This window comes from Bosea vestrisii (assembly GCF_030144325.1).
In the GTDB taxonomy this organism is placed as follows: Bacteria; Pseudomonadota; Alphaproteobacteria; order Rhizobiales; family Beijerinckiaceae; genus Allobosea; species Allobosea vestrisii_A.
Genome location: NZ_CP126307.1, coordinates 3,369,196 through 3,388,415, shown reverse-complemented (window position 1 = coordinate 3,388,415; position 19,220 = coordinate 3,369,196). Strand labels below are relative to the sequence as shown.

Genomic DNA, 19,220 nt, shown 5'->3' with positions numbered 1-19,220 from the left:
TGAAGGGCCGGTCTACCCGGCACTGAATGAATGGATTCCGGATTGCGCCTCGACCTCAGCCGCCCCCGGCTTCGGCGAGCGTTGTCGAACGCGCGGCATCGACAGAGGCGATACGGGCGACGCCGCCGGCGCGGCGCATAGTGAGGTGGCGGTCGGCGGCCTCGGCAAACCCGGGGCTCTGGCCGATCAGCAACATCACCGCATTCGGCCGCGCCGACCTCAGTCGCGCCAGCAATTCCAGCGCAGCATCGGTCTCCAGCCCGCTCGTCGCTTCGTCGAGCACGAGGATGTCGGGCGCCGCCAGTTCGGTCCGCGCCAGAGCGAGGCGCTGGCGGTCGCCGGTGGTGAGCGCCTTGTCCCAGTCACGCGACAGATCGATCTGGGGCACGAGGCCCGAAAGCCCGTAATGCCGCAGCGCAGCCGCCGCCTCTTCGTCGCTATGGCCGCCGATCGGGTCGAGCGCTGCGCGCAAGCTGCCTTCCGAGAGATGCAGATGCTGCGGCAGCACCGCGATACGCGCCTCGTCCGGCAGCGCAACCGAGCCGCGGCCCCAGGGCCAGAGGCCCGCGACGGCCTGGATCAAGGCGGCCTTGCCGTGCCCCATCTCGCCGGCGACATGGATCGTTGCTCCGGCCGGCAGCGCCAGGCCGAAATCGGCGAGGAGCGTACGGCCGTCGCGGTCGGTCAAGGTCAGCTCGTCGAGCTGCAAGCCACCGTCCTTGCTCGGCAGGACGATGATGTCGCTTTCCGCCGAGCCGGCCTCGATCGCGCCCAGCGCAATGGCGAGCTCGTTGACGCGCCGCGCCGAGGCCAGCCACTCGGCAATCCGCATGAAGTTGTCGAGCACCCAGTTGAAGGCGTTCTGCACGGCAACGAAAGCGGCGGCGACCTGGACGACGTCGCCGAGCGACATCTCGCCGGATAGGTATTTCGGCGCTGCCAACAAGAGCGGCACGACCGGGACGAGAGCCCCGCTGCCATTGGTGATCCAGGTCAGCCGGCCGCGCTGGCGGATCATGGCGAGCCAGCGCGCGACCAGCGTGTCATAGGTCGCAGCGACGGCGCGGCGCTCGCCGACCTCGGCGCGAGAGAGCGCAATGGTCTCGCCATGATCGCGGATGCGCATCAGCGCGAAGCGCAGGCGTGCCTCGCCCTCGTTGCGAGCGGCGATGAGGCGCGGCAGCGGCCGGCCAACCAAGGTGATCAGCCCGGAGACCAGGACGGCATAGATGATCGCGGCCAGGACCATATAGGCCGGGATTTCGAAGGGAACGCCATGAGCCTCGACGCTGAGCGAGCCGCCGATCGACCAGAGGATGCCGATGAAGGTGATCGCGGTGATCACCGCCGAGAGCAGGCCGATGGCGAAGTCGACCACCGGCTCGGTCGCCCAGCGCACATCGTCGGCGATGCGGTATTCCGGATTGGCCGGCTCGTAGCCGGAGAGGCCGAGCCGGTAGAAGCGGCGCTCGCCGATCCAACCATCGGCGAGCTTGGCCGTGACATAGGCGCGCCAGTGGACCTGGACGGTCTCGCGCGAGAGCAGAATGACGACGCCCAGCCCCGCCGCGATCAGCACCAATACGGGGAAGACCGCCATGGCGATCAGCGCGCTTTCGCCGTCCTTCTTCTCGAGCGCGTCGAAGAACCAGCCGTTCCAGCGATTGACGGTGACGTTGGCGAAGACGGAGAGGATGATCGCGCTCGCCAGGCACAGCGACCAGAACCAGGCTCGGCCGGCGGTGCCGCCGCTCCAGAAGCCGCCGGTCAGGCGCGCAAAGCTCTTGGCGACCTGCCAATCGGATGGCGGGCCGGCGGCCTGGATACGCTGGTCGACGGCCTTGAGCACAGCCGAAAGATCCCCCGGATCGTGACATCGGAGGCGGGGCCCGCCGGGTGTTCCCGGTCAGGCTGCGCCAGCATGCCGCTTAGCCGGCGGGGGATGAACTGCCGGTGAATGGCGGATGAACGATACTCCGCCCCTTTACGCCACCGCGTTGGCCGGCTCGCCGAGCATCCGGGCCAGGCTTTCGAGCAACTCATGCGAGCCTTCCTCGCGCTGGATCGGGCCGTCCTTGCCGTCGAGATAGGCGCCCTGTTCGGTGAAGACGAACCTGGTGCCGGTCCCTTCGGGCATGAATTCCATCGTCAGCAGCGAGCCCGACAGCGGCGCGCCGTCGATCGCCATGGCGTAGGCGAGGATGATGCGCTCGTTCGGCTGGATCACCTGATAGACGGTGTCATTGGTGATCGGCGGACCGCCCTGGAAGCGGAAGCGGCTGCGCTCATGGCCGCCGACGCGGAAATCGACGTCAAACTGCTCGACCTCCCAGCCCTCGCCCTCGGCGAACCAGCGACGCTTCTGCGCAGGGTCGGCGAAGGCGGCGAAGATCCGGGCGGGCGAGGCGGCATAGCTGCGTTCGATGGTGAAGCTGGCATGGACGACGGGGGTGGCGGTCATCGTTGTTTCCTTTGGGCGATGGCGAGGGTTGAAGACAATCGGACTAGCGGGAGAGCCCGGCATCGCCGGGATTGCGCGGGAAGAACTCGAAATAGGGCTCGGCCTCAGCCAAAGCGCGGGCATAGGACGGACGGGTGCGCAGGCGCTCGAAATAGGCCCAGAGCCGCGGATGGCTGTCGTGGAAGGACAGCGCCCGCTCGGCATAGAACAGCGCCGGCGCGGCCGCGCAGTCGGCCATGGTGAAAGCGTCGCCGGTCAGCCAGTGCCGGTCGCCGAGCTCGGCCTCCAGCACGTCATAAGCTGACGCAAGCGTCGCCTTGGCCTCGGCGACGCCAACCGGGTCATGACTGCCCTCCGGGCGAAGCCGGTCGAGCACCACCTTCTGCATGGGGATGGCGACATAGAGATCGAAAATCCGGTCGAGCCGCCGGACTTCGAGCGCCGCGACCGGGTTCTCCGGCAGCAGCGTCATCGGACCGGGGTAGTGCAAAGCGAGGTACTCGATGATCAGGCTGGTCTCCGGCACCAGCCTGCCATTGCTGTCGTCGCGCAGCAGCGGGAACTTGCCGATCGGCCAGAGCTTCAGGAAGTCCGCCCGCTCCGTGGAATCGCCGAAATCGACGAGTTGCGGCGTGAACGGCGTCTCGTTCTCGTAAAGCGCGACCAGCGCCTTCTGGCAGAAGCCCGAAAGCGGATGGAAATAGAGCGTCAGGGACATGGCTGTGCATTCCTGCTTCTGAAAAAGGAGCGGGCTGAAAGGGTTTTCAGTCGAAGATGGAGCGGTTCAGGCTGGCGCCTGCTCCTGCTCCTGCTCCTGCGCGAGATAGTCCGCCAGCCTGTCGAAGCCGATGCGCGAGCCCTGCTCGCGCCAGTCCGGCCGGTCATGGCCGTCGAGGAAGGCAGCCTGCTCGGTGAAGAGCAGCCTCGTGCCGGCGCCGTCGCGATGGAACTCGATCGTCGCCAGCGAAATCGACAGGCGAATATCGTCGCGCAGCAATTCGTAGCTGTAGATGATGCGCTGCTCCGGCACGATCTCCGCGAAGGTCGCGTTCATCGCAAAGACACCACTTTCCGCCGGAGCGCCGCGCATCGTCTCGCGGCCGCCCTCACGGAAATCGAGTATGTGCTCGCCGAGCCCGCCCTCGTCATGACAGGCCGACCAGCGCCGCTTGGCCACGGGATCGGCGAAGGCGGCGAAGACCCGGGCCGGACTCGCATCGTAGCGGCGCTCGATACTGAAATCGGTATGGACGACGGTCCGTTCGGTCATTGTCCGTCTCCTCCCTTCAAATCCTGGTCCTGCTCGGCGAGGAAGGCGCCGAGCCGGTCGAAACGTCGCTCCCAGAGGGAGCGGCGCTCGCTGATCCAGCGCTCCGCCGCCCGCAGCGCCTGCGTGTCGAGCTGGCAGGTGCGGACCCGTCCGAGCTTCTGCGAACGCACCAGCCCTGATCCTTCCAGAACCGCGAGATGCTGCACCACCGCCGACAGCGTCATCTGCAGCGGCGCGGCAAGTTCGCTGACGCTCGCCGGCCCCTCGCAGAGCCGCTGCACCATCTGCCGGCGGTTCGGATCCGCCAGCGCCTGGAACATCAGGTCGAGCTGCTCTGGTTGGTGAAGCATGCGCTTAAGTATCGCGACTTAAATGAGCTGTCCAGAAAAAAACTTTAGAGGTCACTAAAGTGTCTAACCTGCGGCATCCAGTCGACATCGCCGCATTGCCTCCAAGGGCTCCGAGCGGCTATGAATCCCGGCACGCTCCCTTTCGCCGCGTGCGCTTTTTCACCGTCTGCGCCAGCCGCCGGAGCTTTCATCATGCGCATCGAGAACGATCCGAAACTCGACTTCCGCGACGTGCTGATCCGACCGAAGCGCTCGACGCTCGGCAGCCGCGCCGAGGTCGACGTCAACAGGAGCTTTCGTTTCGCGCATACCGGCCGCGAATGGACCGGCTTCCCGCTGATCGCCGCCAACATGGACGTGGTCGGCACCATGGCGATGGCGCGCGCCTTGCTGAAGCACGGCGCCATGGTGGCGCTGCACAAGCATTACGACGCCGACGAGCTGATCGCCTTCTTCAAGGAGCCGGGCTCGGCCAACGCCTTCTATTCGCTGGGCACGACCGATTCCGACCATGACAAGCTCAAGGCGGTGCATGCCAAGGCGCCGATCGACAAGATCTGCCTCGACGTCGCCAACGGCTACACCGAGAAGTTCGTCGATACGGTCAAGGCGATCCGCGACGCCTTCCCGAACGCGGCGATCATGGCCGGTAACGTCGTCACCGGCGACATGACCGAGGCGCTGATCCTGGCCGGCGCCGATATCGTCAAGGTCGGCATCGGGCCGGGCTCGGTCTGCACCACCCGCAAAATGACCGGTGTCGGCTATCCGCAGCTCTCGGCGATCATCGAATGCTCCGACGCCGCCCACGGACTGAAAGGCCTGGTCTGCGGCGATGGCGGGCTGACCGTGCCCGGCGACGTCGCCAAGGCCTATGGCGGCGGCTCCGATTTCGTGATGATGGGCGGCATGCTCGCCGGCCATGACGAATGCGAGGGTGAGATCCGCTACGAAACCCATGACGGCGAGAAGGTGCCGGTCGCGATGGTCTTCTACGGCATGTCCTCCGACACGGCGATGAAGCGGTATTCCGGCGGCGTCGCCAAATACCGGGCCTCCGAGGGCAAGACCGTCGAGGTGCCCTATCGCGGCCCGGTCGAGGGCACGATGCAGGAGATCATGGGCGGCGTGCGCTCGGCAATGACCTATATCGGCGCGGTCCGGCTCAAGGAGATGCCGAAGCGCACCACCTTCATCATGGTCGGCAGCCAGCTCAACACCGTGTTCGGCAATTGAGCGAGCCCGATATCGCCATCATCGGCGCCGGCCCGGCCGGGTTGATCGCGGCCGAGCGGTTGGCCGGGGCGGGCCACAGGGTCGCGATCTACGAACGGATGGCCTCGCCGGCGCGCAAATTCCTGCTCGCCGGCCGCGGCGGACTCAACCTGACGCATTCGGAGCCGCTCGACGCCCTGCTCGACCGCTATGGCACGGCGCGCGCCTGGCTGGAGCCGGCGATCCGCGCCTTCCCGCCACAGGCGCTACGCGACTGGGCCGATGGGCTCGGCGCCGAAAGCTTCACCGGTTCGAGCGGCCGCATCTTCCCCCGGGCGATGAAGGCCTCGCCGCTGCTGCGCGCCTGGTTGGCCCGGCTCGACGGGCTCGGCGTGGCACTGCATGCGGGCCGGCTCTGGAGAGGTTGGGACGAGAGCGGCGCGCTGCGACTTGCGCTTCGCGATGGCTCGATCGAAACCGTGAACCCCCGCGCAACCCTGCTGGCGCTCGGTGGAGCGAGCTGGCCGCGGCTTGGCGGGGATGGGTCCTGGGTCGAGCTGCTGCAACAGAAGGGCGTCGCGATTGCGCCTCTGCGCCCGGCCAATGCCGGCTTCTCGGTCGCCTGGTCAGCGCTTATGCGCGAGCGCTTCGCGGGGCAGCCGCTGAAGCGGATTGCGCTGAGCTTCGCCGGGCAGCGTGTCCTCGGCGAGGCGATGATCGACGCTGGCGGCATCGAGGGCGGAGCGATCTACGCCTTGTCCGGTCCGTTGCGCGAGGCGCTTGCCAGCGATGGCGAGGCGACCCTGACGATCGATCTTCGCCCGGACCTGAGCGAGGCCGACCTCGCGAGCCGGCTGGCCAAGCGCCGCCAAGGTGAGACGGTCAGCAATCATCTGCGCAAGGCGGCCGGGCTTTCGCCGGTGGCGACAGCCGTGCTGCGCGAGGGAACTGACGGGCCGTTGCCGGCCGAGCCCAATGTGCTCGCCCAACGGATCAAGGCTGCTCCCGTGCGATTGACCGGCATGGCCTCGATCACCCGCGCGATCTCGACAGCGGGCGGAATCCGAACCGAGGAAGTCGATGACGACTTCATGTTGAAGCGCCTGCCCGGCACCTTCATCGCCGGCGAGATGCTCGACTGGGAGGCGCCAACCGGCGGCTATCTGCTGCAGGCCTGCTTTGCGACCGGTGTGGCGGCGGCGGAGGGGATAGGGCGCCGCCTCAGTTCAACCTTTTGAGCTTGTAGAGCGCCTCCAGCGCCTCGCGCGGCGTCATCTCGTCAGGATCAAACGTGGCGAGCGCCTCGCGCAATTCATCGGGACCGGCGACCGGCGCCGCGGCCGGCGCAGGCTTGCGCATCTGCACGGCGAAGAGCGGGAGGTCGTCGACCAGCGCCGCGACCGGCTTCTCGCGCTCGCTCTTCTCCAGCTCGGAGAGGATAGCGCGGGCGCGCTCGACCACCGCCGGCGGCAGGCCGGCGAGCTTGGCGACCTGGATACCGTAGGAGCGATCGGCCGCGCCCGGCACGACCTCGTGCAGGAAAATAACCTCGCCATTCCATTCGGTGACGCGCACGGTGGCGTTGACAACGCGGTCGAGCCGCTCCGCCAGCGCCGTCAGCTCGTGATAATGCGTCGCGAACAGGGCGCGGCAGCGATTGGCCTCGTGCAGATGCTCGATCGCGGCCCAAGCGATCGAGAGCCCGTCGAAGGTCGCCGTGCCCCGACCGATCTCGTCGAGGATCACCAGCGCGCGCGGTCCGGCCTGGTTGAGGATCGCGGCGGTCTCGACCATCTCGACCATGAAGGTCGAGCGGCCCCGCGCCAGATCGTCGGCGGCGCCGACGCGCGAGAACAGCCGGTCGACAATGCCGATATGGGCACTCTGCGCCGGCACGAAGGAACCCATCTGGGCAAGCACCGCGATCAGCGCGTTCTGGCGCAGGAAGGTTGATTTACCGGCCATGTTGGGGCCGGTGATCAGGCAGATGCGGCCGTCGCGGCCTTGTACGGCGGCGGACAGCTCGCTGTCATTGGCGACGAAGGGCTGGCCCTGCCGCTTCAGCGCCGCCTCGACCACCGGATGGCGGCCGGCCTTGATCGTGAAGGCGGCACCGTCATCGATGATGGGGCGCGTCCAGCCGCCATCGACGGCGAGCTCGGCCAGCGCCGCAGCGACATCGATCACCGCCAGTGCCTGCGCCGCCGCCTTGATCGGCTCGGCTTGCGCCAACACGGCCTCGGTCAATGCGGCGAAGATCGAGAGTTCCAGCTTCAGCGCCCGGTCGGCAGCCGAGGCAATCTTGGCCTCGAGCTCGCCGAGCTCGACCGAGGAGAAGCGCATCGCATCCGACATGGTCTGGCGATGGACGAAGACCGCGCGCCACGGCTCTCTCAGGAAGGTCTCGCCGACCGCCTGCGGCACCTCGACGAAATAGCCGAGCATGGAGTTGTGCTTGATCCGCAGCGTCCGGCATTCGGTCTCGCTGGCATAGCGAGCCTGCAGTTGCGCGATCACCTTGCGCGAATCGACCTGGAGCAGCCTGAGTTCGTCGAGCGCCGCGTCGAAGCCCTCGCGTACGAAGCGGCCGTCGCGCTTCAAAAGCGGTAATTCGTCGGCGAGCGTGGCGGAGAGGCGGATCGCCAGATCGGGGTCGGTGCGGCCGAGCGCGAGGGCCGCCTCGCGCAGTTCGTCGGGCAGATCACCCTGGCGCAGCAGCGCCGCGGCAACGCCGCGTCCCGCCTCCAGCCCAGCGCCGAGCGCGGCAAGGTCGCGCGGGCCGCCGCGGTCGAGTGAGAGCCGCGCCAGGGCACGGGCTATGTCAGGCACGCGGGAGAGATCGCGCCGCAGCGCCTCGCGCAGCGACGACGTCTCGACCAGGAGCGTGACGGCATCGTGCCGCCTGCCGATCGCAATCGGATCGGTGAGCGGCCCAGCGAGGCGCTCGGCAAGCAGGCGGCTGCCGCCCGGCGTCTCGGTGCGGTCGATGGTGGCGAGCAGGCTGCCCGAGCGTTCACCGGCGAGGGTTCGGGTCAGTTCGAGATTGGCGCGTGTCGCCGCGTCGATCAGCATGGTCGCGCTCTGGCCCTCGCGGACCGGCGGCGAGAGAGGCGGGCGGGCGCCGAGCTGGGTGCGCTCGACATAGGCGAGCGCGGCAGCGGCGGCGGCAATCTCGGCGCGGCTGAAGGCACCGAAAGCGTCGAGCGTGGCGACGCCGAAGAACTCCTTCAGCCGGCGCTCGCCCGAGGCCGGGTCGAGCCCTTCGCGCGCCAGCGGCGTCACGGGCGCCGCGATATCGCGCCAGAATTCCTTCAGCTCGGGATCGTCATGGATCGCGTCGGGACAGACGATCTCGCGTGGCTCCAGGCGGGCGAGCTCGACGGCAAGGCCGCGCTGGTCGGTTTCGAGCACGGCGAAGCGGCCGGTCGAGATGTCGAGCGCGGCGATGCCATAGGCATAGACCTCGTCCGAGAGCCGGCGCCTGGCCACGGCGACGAGCAGGCTCGCCCGGCCGGGGTCGAGCAGGCGTTCCTCGGTGATGGTACCGGGGGTGACGAGGCGCACGACATCGCGCTTCACCACCGACTTGGCGCCGCGCTTCTTCGCTTCCGCCGGGTCCTCGGTCTGCTCGCAGACGGCGACGCGGTGGCCGGCGGCGATCAGCTTCTGCAGATAATCGTCGGCGCGCTCGACCGGGACGCCGCACATGGCGATGTCCTCGCCGAGATGCTTGCCGCGCTTGGTCAGCACGATGCCGAGCGTGCGGGAGGCGATCTCGGCGTCCTGGAAGAACAATTCGTAGAAATCGCCCATCCGGTAAAACAGCAGGCAGTCCGAATTATTGGCCTTGATCTCGACGTACTGCGCCATCATCGGCGTGACACGGCCGGCATCGACCGATCCGGCGGGCTTCGCTTCCGCAACGTCTGTTGGCGTGGTGTGGCGCATGGGGGGCGCACGCTAGCAAATCGCGCCGGCAAGGCCATCCGTTAGGATGGCTTTCAACAAATTAAAGCAGCCTCATCGCGCCGTTCCCGGCCAAGGGCCCGCCATGTCGCTGTTCATCAACCTGATCGAGAGCCTGTCCTTCCTGCTGCTGGCTGCCTTGATCCTGACGGCGGCCGCCACCTGGATCGACCGGCGCTCGCTGCTGCGCCAGCTCGTCGTCGGCGCCCTTTTCGCGGCTGGCGCCCTTTGCAGCATGGCAAATCCCTTCGTGATCCAGCCGGGGCTGGTCGTCGATTCGCGCAACACCTTCGCGATCCTGGCCGGCCCGATCGGCGGGCCGCTCGCCGCATTGCTGACTGCTGTCCCCCTGGCCGCTGCGCGCTACAATCTGGGTGGCGTCGGGATGCCGACCGGGATCGCCGGAATCGTCCTGCACGCCGTTGCCGGCGTGATCTATGCCGCCTGGCTCGGCCGGCAGAAGCGCTCGCTGACGCTGCGCGACCTCGTGCTTCTCAGCCTGATCAGCGCCGGCTGTCTCATCGCTTCGAACGTCTTCATGCCGAACTGGCCTGCGGCGGAACGCTTCCTGCGCGAGGCCGTGCCGATCATGATCGTGGTCAGCACGATCGGCACCATCCTGGTCGGGCTCGTCCTCAGCAACGACCGCGACCGGCGCGAAACCGGCTATCGCCTGCGTACGCTCATTCAGCGCGCTCCAGGAACTCTTTACCAGCGTATCGTCAGTCCGGATGGCACATTGCGCTATCAGTTCGCATCCTTCGCCATCGACAAGCTCCTGGGGGTAACCAGGGAGGAGGTCGAGCGCGATCCAGAGGCCTGGCTCGGCAAGATGCTGCCGGAGGATCGGCAGCGTTTCGAGGCAGCGCGGGCCGCTCTGACAGCCCTGGACGATGTCTGGCGCTTCGAGGCGCGCTATGCCGCGCCCGATGGCGGCATCGTCTGGCTACGCAGCGAGGCGACGATGCGTCGCCTGCCCGATGGAACGGCGATCTGGGATGGCATCCTGCTTGACGTCACGCCCGAGAAGACATTGGAGACCCGCCGGGATGAGATTGAAAGCTTGCGCCGCGCGGCGCTCGAGGAGCTGGCCGTAAATCTCGAAGTGACAGTGGGCAAGGCATTGCGCCGGGTCGGCGATTCGGCGCGCGGCATGCACGAGGCGGCGCAAGGCATGGCGGCGAACGCCGACCGGACCACGGCCCGGGCCGGGGAAGCGACCGAGCAGGCCGAGCTCGCCTCGCAACGGGTCGGCAGCGTCGCCCAGGCCGCCGAGCGGATCGACGCCTCGATCCGCGAGCTCACCCGCCAGACGGACTTTGCCGCCGAGACCGCCCGGCAGGCGGCCGGCCATGTCCGCACGACGCGCCGCGACGTTCATGGGCTCGCAGTCGCCGCCGACAAGGTCGGTGCGGTGCTCGCCTTCATCGAAGACATCGCGGTGCGCACCAATCTGCTTGCGCTCAACGCGACGATCGAGGCCGCACGCGCCGGCGTGGCCGGGCGCGGCTTCTCGGTGGTCGCTGGCGAGGTCAAGAATCTCGCCGAGCAGACCCAGCAGGCGACGCAGAACATTGCAGCCACCCTGCAGGAGATCCGCGGCGCCGCGGCCACCGCAGCCGATGCCGTCGGGCAGATCGAAGGCACGATGGGCACGATCGAGACCACCTCGGGCGCAATTGCCCAGGTCGTCGCCGGCCAGGGTGGGATCGCCTCCGGCATCGCCCTCGATGCCCAGGCCGTGGCGGGCTCGGCTGCAACCGTCACCGACCATGTCGCTGCGGCGGGGGAAGAAGCCCGCGCCACCGGCGAGGCGGCCACACGCGTAGTCGAGGCGGCACGCCTCGTCAGCGAGCAGGCGGTCGAGCTCGATCGCTATGTCGGCGACTTCGTGACTCGCGTCCGCGCCGGCCTCTGACCCTTCCGGCGCCATCCCGATCCCTGCCGCCACAGGAAAGGTGCTGTCGCGCAATCGCGCCTTGTCGAGGAAAGCGGCGCTACCCTATGGTCGGCTCCCCTGAGGAAACGCCTTTGAAAAAGAACAAGCGCATGAACGATCGCTCCCCGCCGCCCAAGCGCACCCGTCCGACCTTCACCGACCAGGAGGCGCTGCTCTTCCACTCGCAGGGGCGGCCAGGCAAGCTCGAGATCATTCCAACCGTGCCGATGGCAACGCAGCGTGACCTGTCGCTGGCCTATTCGCCCGGTGTCGCGGTGCCGGTCCTGGCCATCGCCGAGGACCCCAGCCGCGCCTATGACTACACCGCCCGCGCCAATCTCGTCGCGGTGATCACGAACGGTACCGCCATCCTCGGCCTCGGCAATCTGGGCGCGCTCGCCTCCAAGCCAGTGATGGAAGGCAAGTCGATCCTGTTCAAGCGTTTCGCCGATGTCGATTCGATCGATCTCGAGGTCGACACCGAGGACGCCGACAAGTTCATCGAAGCCGTGCGCTATCTCGGCCCGTCCTTCGGCGGCATCAACCTCGAGGACATCAAGGCGCCGGAATGCTTCATCATCGAGCAGCGCCTGCGCGAGCTGATGGACATCCCGGTCTTCCATGACGACCAGCATGGCACCGCGATCATCGCCGCCGCCGGCCTGATCAACGCGCTCGACCTGACGGAGCGCGACGTCAAGTCGACGAAGCTCGTCATCAACGGCGCCGGCGCCGCCGCCATCGCCTGCATCGAACTGCTCAAGGCGATGGGCTTCAAGCCCGACAACGTCATCCTCTGCGACACCAAGGGCGTGATCTACCAGGGCCGCACCGAGGGCATGAACCAGTGGAAATCAGCCCATGCGGCGGTCACCGACCGGCGCACGCTGGCGCAGGCGCTGGAAGGGGCCGACGCCTTCTTCGGCCTGTCGCAGAAGGGCGCGGTGACGCCTGAGATGGTCGCCTCGATGGCGGCGAACCCGATCATCTTCGCCATGGCCAATCCCGATCCCGAGATCACGCCGGAAGAGGTGCACGCCATCCGTGACGACGCGATCATGGCGACCGGGCGTTCGGACTATCCGAACCAGGTCAACAACGTGCTCGGCTTCCCCTTCATCTTCCGTGGCGCACTCGATGTCCGAGCCACCACGATCAACATGGAGATGAAGATCGCCGCGGCCGAGGCACTGGCCTCGCTGGCGCGCGAGGACGTCCCCGACGAGGTCGCCGCCGCCTATCAGGGCGCGCGCCCGCGCTATGGCAAGGACTACATCATCCCGGTGCCTTTCGATCCGCGGCTGATCCATGTCGTGCCGATGGCGGTCGCCAAGGCGGCGATGGATACGGGCGTCGCCGGCAAGCCGATCGTCGACACCGGCGCCTACAAGGCGCAGCTCTCGGCAAGGCGCGACCCGGTCACCGGCGCGCTCAACCGCATCTTCGAGCGCGTCCGGCGCTACCCCAAGCGCGTCGTCTTCGCCGAGGGCGAGGAGGAGCAGGTCATCCGCGCCGCTGCATCCTTCGTCAACCAGGAGCTCGGCAAGGCGATCCTGGTCGGACGCGAGGAGCGCATCAACGAGACGGCAGAGCACCTCGGCGTCGACCTTGCCGCCAAGGGCATCGAGATCCAGAACGCCAGGCTCTCGCACCGCAATTCGGCCTATGCGCAGTATCTCTACGAGCGGCTGCAGCGGCACGGCTACCTGTTCCGCGACTGCCAGCGCCTGATCAACCAGGATCGCAACCATTTCGCCGCGGCCATGGTAGCGCTCGGCGATGCCGATGCGATGGTCACCGGCGTCACCCGCAACTACTCGATCGCGCTGGAAGAGGTCCGCCGCGTCATCGACGACCGGCCGGGCCACCGCCTGATCGGCGTCTCGCTCGCGATCACGCGCGGCCGCACCGTGCTGGTCGCCGACACCGCGATCACCGAGATGCCCACGGCGCAGGAGCTGTCGGAGATCGCGATCGAGGCCGCCGGCGTCGCGCGTCGCCTGGGCTACGAGCCGAAGGTCGCGATGCTCGCCTTCTCGACCTTCGGCCATCCGGCGGGGGAGCGTTCGGAGAAGGTGCGCGACGCCGTGACGATCCTCGACGGCCAGCGCGTCGACTTCGAATACGATGGCGAGATGGCCGCCGACGTCGCGCTCAATCGCGATCTGATGGCGCAGTATCCGTTCTGCCGGCTGACCGGGCCGGCGAACGTCCTGATCATGCCGGCGTTCCACTCGGCCTCGATCTCGACCAAGATGCTGCAGGAGCTCGGCGGCGCCACCGTGATCGGGCCGCTGCTGGTCGGCCTCGACAAGCCGGTGCAGATCGTGCCGCTCGGCGCCAAGGATTCCGACATCGTCAACATGGCGGCGCTGGCGGCATTCAACATCGGCGGGTGAGGCCTACCCCGTCATTCCGGGGCGTGCCAAAGGCCCGAGCCCGGAATCCATGAACACCACGCCAAACCATAAGGGCGGCAGTGATGCCGCCCTTTTTTTGCACGTCATGCGGATATGGGTTCCGGGCTCGCCGCTGCGCGGCGCCCCGAAAAGACGGTGGTTGTCAGTTCGTCCGCGGGCCGAGATCGCGCGGAGCCGCGTTGACCGTGACGATCTGGCCGTTGCGCAGTTCGAGCACGGCAAGACCGCGCTCGTTCAACCCATCGGGACGGAAGCGGAAGACGCCGTCGGCTCCGGCGAAGCCGGAGGCGTTGGTCAGCACGCTCTCCGAGAAGCGCTGGCTGCCTTGAGTCCGGGCGAGCGCCGCCGCCAGCGAAACCGCGTCGTAGGACAGGGTCGCGGTGCGCGTCGGCGCGCTGTTGAAGCGCTTCTGGTAGCGGCCGGAGAAGGCGTTGAAGCCGGCGGTGTCGGGCGAGGCGAACCAGCCGCCCTGGATCGCCGGGACGCGGGCGACATTGGCGTCGTTCCAGACGCCGGTGCCGAGCGGCTTGACCTTGGCCGGGTCATAGCCGGCCTGCTGCAGGAGAAGTCCGAGCGTCGGCATCGTCGCCGCGTCGCCCGGCACGAACAGCGCATCCGCCTGCTGCAGGGCCGGCGCCAGCCGCGTCGCGGCGGCGCGCATGCTGTTCTGGTCGGAGCCGAAGCGCTCGATCACGACGACACGGGCTGCGTGATTGGCCACGGCCTGCTGGAACGCGCCTTCGACGACCTTGCCATAGGCGGTCTCGGGCACCAGCGCAGCGAAGGATTTGCGCCCCTGCGCCGAAGCGTAGGCGATGACGCGGTTGACGTCGTTCTCGGGCGGGAAGGAGAGCAGATAGATGCCGCGCGAGGCGACATTGCTATCGCTAGAGAAGGCCATGACCGGCTTGCCGGCGCCGCGGGCGACCTGGCCGACGGCCTGCACCGATGGTGCAAACAGCGGTCCGATGATCAGCTCGGCGCCCTCGCGGAGGGCTTCCTGCGCCGCGGCCTGCGCGCCATCCGGCGTGCCGCGATCATCCTTGACCAGCAGCGTGAGATCGGCTCCGGGGAATTCGGCGAGCGCCATCTCGGCGGCGTTCTTGAGCGAGTTGCCGACGGTCGCACCCGAGCCTTCGGCGGTCAGCGGCAGGATCAGCCCGACCTTGACCGAGCCGGTGCCGATGGTCGGACCGCTGGGCTGAGCATTGCCGCCCTGAGGCGTCGTCTGGCTATCAAAGCCTGGCAGGCCGCCGGTACCGCCGCTGCAGGCAGCGAGTACTGCGCCAACGCCGGATAGCAGGATCAGTCGGCGACTCGGCGGGACGAGGAGCTTCAAGTGACGCGACACGGTTTTCGTCTCCACTCCTCGGCGAGACGCAAGGCAAGCTCGCGCCAGCTGAATGTCTTGTCCCGAACCGTGGACAAGTCCTGCCAGTGAGCGAAGCTATTTTCAAGTTGTTAACTCTAGGTTGCTGGGCCGGCGGTGGCATCTTGCCGACCGCTGTGGCAGTTTCGCCGCCATGTCCGGCCCCGTATCCGCCCCGCCCGCCACAGGTCGCACTCCGAGCTATACGGCCTTCGGGCTCAGGGCCGAGGCAGAACCGCTCGCGCCCGGCCTTCATATCGTCGCAACGCCGATCGGCAATCTGAAGGACATCTCCTTCCGGGCGCTGTCGACGCTCGCGGCCGCCGACGCCGTGCTGGCGGAGGATACCAGGACGTCGAAGACGCTGCTGGCGCATTACGGCATCGCAACGCCGCTCCTGCCCTATCACGAGCACAACGCGGCGCAGATGCGCCCGAAGATCCTCGAACGGCTGCGCCAGGGCGGCAAGCTCGCGCTGATCTCGGATGCCGGCACACCACTGGTTTCCGACCCCGGCTACAAGCTCGTCGCCGAGGTGGTTGGCGAGGGTCTGCCGGTCACCGGCATCCCCGGCCCGTCCGCCGTGCTGGCAGCGCTGGTGCTCGCCGGGCTGCCGACCGACCGCTTCTTCTTCGAAGGCTTCCTGCCGCCGAAGAGCGCGGCACGAAAAGCCCGCCTGACCGAGCTTGCCGCCATCCCCGGCACGCTCGTCTTCTTCGAATCGCCGCGCCGGCTCGCCGAGATGCTTGCGGACGCCGGCGCAGTGTTGGGCGGGCGGCAGGGCGCCGTCGCTCGCGAGCTGACCAAGTATTACGAGAACGTCCGCCGCGGACCCCTGCCCGATCTGGCCGCCCACTACGCGGAAGCCGAGGAGGCCCGCGGCGAGATCGTCGTGCTGATCGGCCCGCCCGACGCCTCCGCTGCGGCCGCGCAGGGCGACACGCTCGATGAGGCGCTGCGTACGGCACTCGAAAAGGTCTCGCTGAAGGAAGCGGTGGCGCAGGTCGCCGCCGCGAGCGGGCAGCCGCGCCGCGTCGTCTATGCCCGCGCCCTCGAATTGACTCGCGTGCCATGAGCGAGGCGCTGCGCAGCCGGCGCGCGCGCCATTCCAGCCTCGCCGGCCGCCGCGGCGAATGGCTCGCCGTCGCCTTCCTGACCATCAAGGGCTATCGGCTGCTGCAGCGGCGCTTCGGCGGCAAGGGCGGCGAGATCGACCTGATCATGGCGCGCGGCGACGATATCGTCTTCGTCGAGGTCAAGGCGCGCGCATCGCTCGACGACGCAGCCATGGCGATTACGCCCGACAAGCGCCGGCTGATCGAAGCGCGCATCAGGCAATGGCTGGCGCGCAATCCCTGGGCGATGCAGCGGAATCTCAGGGCCGATGCCGTCTTCCTCGCGCCCTGGCGCCTGCCCCGCCATGTTCCCCGCGTGTTCGAGCTCGTGCTCTGACGCAAGGCGAAGGCTCTTGCGCTGCCGCTGTGGCGCAGCCGATATAACGGCCGCAACCGGAGCTTTTGCCCATGCCGCTGAACGTCGCCATCCAGATGGACCCGATCGAGAGGGTCCGCATCGCCGGCGACACCGGCTTTTCGCTGATGCTGGAAGCGCAGGCGCGCGGGCACAGGCTCTTCACCTATACGCCCGACAAGCTGACACTGCGCGACGGCAAGGTCACCGCGGTGATCAATCCGGTCGAGGTGCGCGACGTCGAGGGCGACCACTACACGCTCGGCCAGCCCGAGCGCACCGACCTCTCGACGCTCGACGTGGTGCTGCTGCGCCAGGACCCGCCCTTCGACATGGCCTATGTCTCCTCGACGCATATGCTCGAGCGCATCCATCCGAAAACGCTGGTGGTCAACGACCCCACCGAGGTCCGCAACGCTCCGGAAAAGCTGTTCGTCACGCATTTTCCCGATCTGATGCCGCCGACGCTGATCACGCGCGACCGCGCCGAGATCGAGGCCTTCCGTGAGGAATTCGGCGAGATCGTCATGAAGCCGCTCTACGGCCATGGCGGCGCGACCGTGTTCAAGACCGGCAAGGGCGACCCGAATTTCGGCTCGCTCTACGATCTGTTCTCCAACCTCTTCCGCGAGCCCTGGGTGGTCCAGGCCTTCCTGAAGGAGGTCTCGGAGGGCGACAAGCGCATCATCCTGATCGATGGCAAGGCGGCGGGCGCGGTCAACCGCGTGCCGGCGGCGGGCGACCTGCGCGCCAACATGGTGCGCGGCGGCGCGGCCAAGCCGACGGACCTGTCGAAGCGCGAGCTCGAGATCTGCGAGCGCATCGGCCCGGCGCTCAGGGAGCGCGGCCTGCTCCTCGTCGGCATCGACGTGATCGGCGGCAAGCTGACCGAGATCAACGTCACCGCCCCGACCGGCGTGCGCGCCATCAAGAAGCTCGGCGGGCCGGACCTCGCGGCCCAGCTCTTCGATGTGATCGAGACCAAGCGGGCGGCGAAATAGCTCAGGCGGTGACGCCGGCTGCGGTCCCGTTCAGCGGATTGTCCGGATCCCAGCCATATTTCATCGTCTCGAAGCGCATCGCCATCGCGTCGACGAGCAGGAGCTTGCCGACCAGCGGCTCGCCGAAGCCGGTGATCGCGCGGATCACCTCCAGCGCCATCATCGAGCCCATGACACCGGCAAGCGCGCCGAGCACCCCGGCCTCGGCACAGGGCGCGACCGTGCCGGGCGGCGGCTCCTGCGGGAACAGGCAGCGATAGGTCGGGTTCGGCGTTCCGTCGGCACTGGTCTCATGCGCGCGGATCGTCGTCAGCGAGCCGTCGAAGCGCCCGAGCGCCGCCGTCACCAGCGGCTTCTTCTCGTGGAAGCAGGCGTCCGAGACGGCATAGCGCGTCGTGAAATTGTCGGAGCCATCGGCGACTACATCATAGAAGGCGACCAGAGCCCGCGCATTATGCGGGTCGATCCGGGTGACGTATTCCTCGATCTCGACCCGCGGGTTCAGCCGCGTGACGAAATTGGCCGCGGCGACCACCTTGCGCGCCCCGATATCCTCCGCCCCGAAGATGATCTGCCGCTGCAGGTTCGAGAGCGAGACATGGTCGTCGTCGACGATGCCGATCGTGCCGACGCCGGCCGCCGCCAGATAGGGGATCAGCGGCGCGCCCAAGCCGCCCGCGCCGATCACCAGAACCCGGGCGCGCTTGAGCTTGGCCTGCCCGGGGCCGCCGATCTCCGGCAGCACCAGATGGCGGGCGTAGCGCTCGATCTCGGCCTCGTTCAGCGTCATGGCCGGCAAGCTAGGCTGAACTGCTCGCGCCAGCAATCGGGTGCGATTCCGGGGCAGGAAGCGGGTGTCTGCACCACAGTGTACCTGCGACGAAAGGATCCGACAGTCTCGAACGACAACAAAGGTCCCAAAATGACAGCTCTCACCAACAAGGTCGCGATCGTGACCGGCGCCAGCTCCGGCATCGGCCGTGCCGCGGCGCTGCTTTTCGCCGCTGAAGGCGCCAGGCTCGTGATCACGGCGAGGCGACAGGGCGAGCTCGACGCCCTTGCCGCCGAGATCAAGGCGGCCGGCGGCGAGGCGATGGCAATCGCCGGCGACATTCGCGAGGAGGCGCTGGCGCAACGTCTGGTCGAAACTGCGACCGAGCGCTTCGGCGGCCTCGATATCGCCTTCAACAATGCCGGCACGGTCGGTGATCTCGGACCTGTCGCCGAGATGTCCCTGGCGACTTGGCACCAGTTGATCGAGACCAACCTGACCAGTGCCTTCCTCGGCGCGAAGTATCAGGCGCCGGCGCTGGAGGCGCGCGGCGGCGGCTCGCTGATCTTCACCGCGAGCTTCGTCGGCTACACTGCCGGGCTCGCCGGCATGTCGGCCTATGCGGCTAGCAAGGCCGGGCAGATCGGCCTCGTGAAAGCGCTCGCGGCCGAGCTCGGCGGCAAGCGCATCCGGGTCAACGCACTGCTGCCGGGCGGGACCGACACACCGGCGAGCATCACGAATGATCCGGCCTCAGGCCCGGAGGTCACCGCCTTCGTCGAGGGTATGCATGCGCTGAAGCGGATGGCGCAACCGGAGGAGATCGCCCGCGCCGCGCTCTTTCTGGCCTCCGACGCGTCGAGCTTCGTCACCGGCACGGCCTTCCTTGCCGATGGCGGCGTCTCGATCCAGCGTGGCTGAGAGAACCGTTCATATATGACATATATCGCCAAGCCGGCCGCGCAGCCGGCTTGGCCCCACCGGAAA

The 19,220-nt window shown here is 67.9% G+C and carries 16 protein-coding genes; 8 read left to right on the top strand and 8 right to left on the bottom strand.

What is annotated here, in order from left to right:
* Nucleotides 1-55: 55 nt before the first annotated feature.
* The 5 genes from QO058_RS16810 to QO058_RS16790 form a co-directional block, all read right to left on the bottom strand.
* A complete protein-coding gene (locus tag QO058_RS16810; protein WP_284167439.1) occupies nucleotides 56-1,849 on the bottom strand; it encodes an ABC transporter ATP-binding protein/permease in 1,794 nt (597 codons plus the stop codon).
* A gap of 135 nt (nucleotides 1,850-1,984) precedes the next feature.
* The gene (locus tag QO058_RS16805) at nucleotides 1,985-2,461 is read right to left on the bottom strand and encodes an SRPBCC family protein (protein WP_284167438.1); all 477 of its coding nucleotides are present in this window, start codon (nucleotides 2,459-2,461) and stop codon (nucleotides 1,985-1,987) included.
* A gap of 43 nt (nucleotides 2,462-2,504) precedes the next feature.
* The gene (locus QO058_RS16800) at nucleotides 2,505-3,179 is read right to left on the bottom strand and encodes a glutathione S-transferase family protein (RefSeq protein WP_284167437.1); all 675 of its coding nucleotides are present in this window, start codon (nucleotides 3,177-3,179) and stop codon (nucleotides 2,505-2,507) included.
* A 66-nt stretch (nucleotides 3,180-3,245) separates the two neighbouring features.
* Complete coding sequence (locus QO058_RS16795) at nucleotides 3,246-3,731, bottom strand: SRPBCC family protein (RefSeq protein ID WP_284167436.1); 486 nt, start codon at nucleotides 3,729-3,731, stop codon at nucleotides 3,246-3,248.
* Entirely contained in the window at nucleotides 3,728-4,081 is a 354-nt protein-coding gene (locus QO058_RS16790) for an ArsR/SmtB family transcription factor (RefSeq protein ID WP_284167435.1), read from the bottom strand. Before QO058_RS16790 ends, QO058_RS16795 begins: the two co-directional genes overlap by 4 nt.
* Before the next feature lie 192 nt (nucleotides 4,082-4,273).
* On the opposite strand from QO058_RS16790, the gene QO058_RS16785 reads away from it, so the two are divergent.
* The gene (locus QO058_RS16785) at nucleotides 4,274-5,317 is read left to right on the top strand and encodes a GMP reductase (RefSeq protein WP_284167434.1); all 1,044 of its coding nucleotides are present in this window, start codon (nucleotides 4,274-4,276) and stop codon (nucleotides 5,315-5,317) included.
* Nucleotides 5,314-6,534, top strand: a complete 1,221-nt coding sequence (locus QO058_RS16780) for a BaiN/RdsA family NAD(P)/FAD-dependent oxidoreductase (RefSeq protein WP_284167433.1) — start codon at nucleotides 5,314-5,316, stop codon at nucleotides 6,532-6,534. The genes QO058_RS16785 and QO058_RS16780 overlap by 4 nt, the downstream gene beginning before the upstream one ends.
* Here the strand turns inward: QO058_RS16780 and mutS are convergent.
* Entirely contained in the window at nucleotides 6,518-9,244 is a 2,727-nt protein-coding gene (gene mutS, locus QO058_RS16775) for a DNA mismatch repair protein MutS (protein ID WP_432211944.1), read from the bottom strand. The genes QO058_RS16780 and mutS overlap by 17 nt on opposite strands.
* 103 nt (nucleotides 9,245-9,347) lie before the next feature.
* On the opposite strand from mutS, the gene QO058_RS16770 reads away from it, so the two are divergent.
* Together QO058_RS16770 and QO058_RS16765 are read left to right on the top strand one after the other, a co-directional pair.
* The gene (locus QO058_RS16770; RefSeq protein WP_284167432.1) at nucleotides 9,348-11,180 is read left to right on the top strand and encodes a methyl-accepting chemotaxis protein; all 1,833 of its coding nucleotides are present in this window, start codon (nucleotides 9,348-9,350) and stop codon (nucleotides 11,178-11,180) included.
* 131 nt (nucleotides 11,181-11,311) lie between these two features.
* Nucleotides 11,312-13,600 carry an NADP-dependent malic enzyme gene (locus QO058_RS16765; RefSeq protein ID WP_284167431.1) on the top strand — a complete coding sequence of 763 codons (2,289 nt, stop codon included), beginning with the start codon at nucleotides 11,312-11,314 and terminating at the stop codon, nucleotides 13,598-13,600.
* Between the two features lie 163 nt (nucleotides 13,601-13,763).
* Here the strand turns inward: QO058_RS16765 and QO058_RS16760 are convergent, their stop codons facing one another.
* Nucleotides 13,764-14,972 carry a penicillin-binding protein activator gene (locus QO058_RS16760; RefSeq protein WP_284167430.1) on the bottom strand — a complete coding sequence of 403 codons (1,209 nt, stop codon included), beginning with the start codon at nucleotides 14,970-14,972 and terminating at the stop codon, nucleotides 13,764-13,766.
* A 172-nt stretch (nucleotides 14,973-15,144) separates the two neighbouring features.
* Between QO058_RS16760 and rsmI the strand changes: the two genes are divergently transcribed.
* From rsmI to gshB, 3 genes are all read left to right on the top strand, one after another.
* The gene (rsmI, locus tag QO058_RS16755; protein WP_284167429.1) at nucleotides 15,145-16,065 is read left to right on the top strand and encodes a 16S rRNA (cytidine(1402)-2'-O)-methyltransferase; all 921 of its coding nucleotides are present in this window, start codon (nucleotides 15,145-15,147) and stop codon (nucleotides 16,063-16,065) included.
* The gene (locus QO058_RS16750) at nucleotides 16,062-16,442 is read left to right on the top strand and encodes a YraN family protein (RefSeq protein ID WP_284167428.1); all 381 of its coding nucleotides are present in this window, start codon (nucleotides 16,062-16,064) and stop codon (nucleotides 16,440-16,442) included. The genes rsmI and QO058_RS16750 overlap by 4 nt, the downstream gene beginning before the upstream one ends.
* Nucleotides 16,443-16,513: 71 nt before the next feature.
* Nucleotides 16,514-17,461 carry a glutathione synthase gene (gene gshB, locus QO058_RS16745; RefSeq protein WP_284167427.1) on the top strand — a complete coding sequence of 316 codons (948 nt, stop codon included), beginning with the start codon at nucleotides 16,514-16,516 and terminating at the stop codon, nucleotides 17,459-17,461.
* A gap of 1 nt (nucleotide 17,462) precedes the next feature.
* Here the strand turns inward: gshB and QO058_RS16740 are convergent, their stop codons facing one another.
* Nucleotides 17,463-18,251 carry a HesA/MoeB/ThiF family protein gene (locus QO058_RS16740; RefSeq protein WP_284167425.1) on the bottom strand — a complete coding sequence of 263 codons (789 nt, stop codon included), beginning with the start codon at nucleotides 18,249-18,251 and terminating at the stop codon, nucleotides 17,463-17,465.
* Nucleotides 18,252-18,383: 132 nt separating this feature from the next.
* On the opposite strand from QO058_RS16740, the gene QO058_RS16735 reads away from it, so the two are divergent.
* Nucleotides 18,384-19,154: an SDR family oxidoreductase gene (locus QO058_RS16735; protein ID WP_284167424.1), complete on the top strand. Its 771-nt coding sequence runs from the start codon at nucleotides 18,384-18,386 to the stop codon at nucleotides 19,152-19,154.
* The last annotated feature ends 66 nt before the right edge of the window (nucleotides 19,155-19,220 follow it).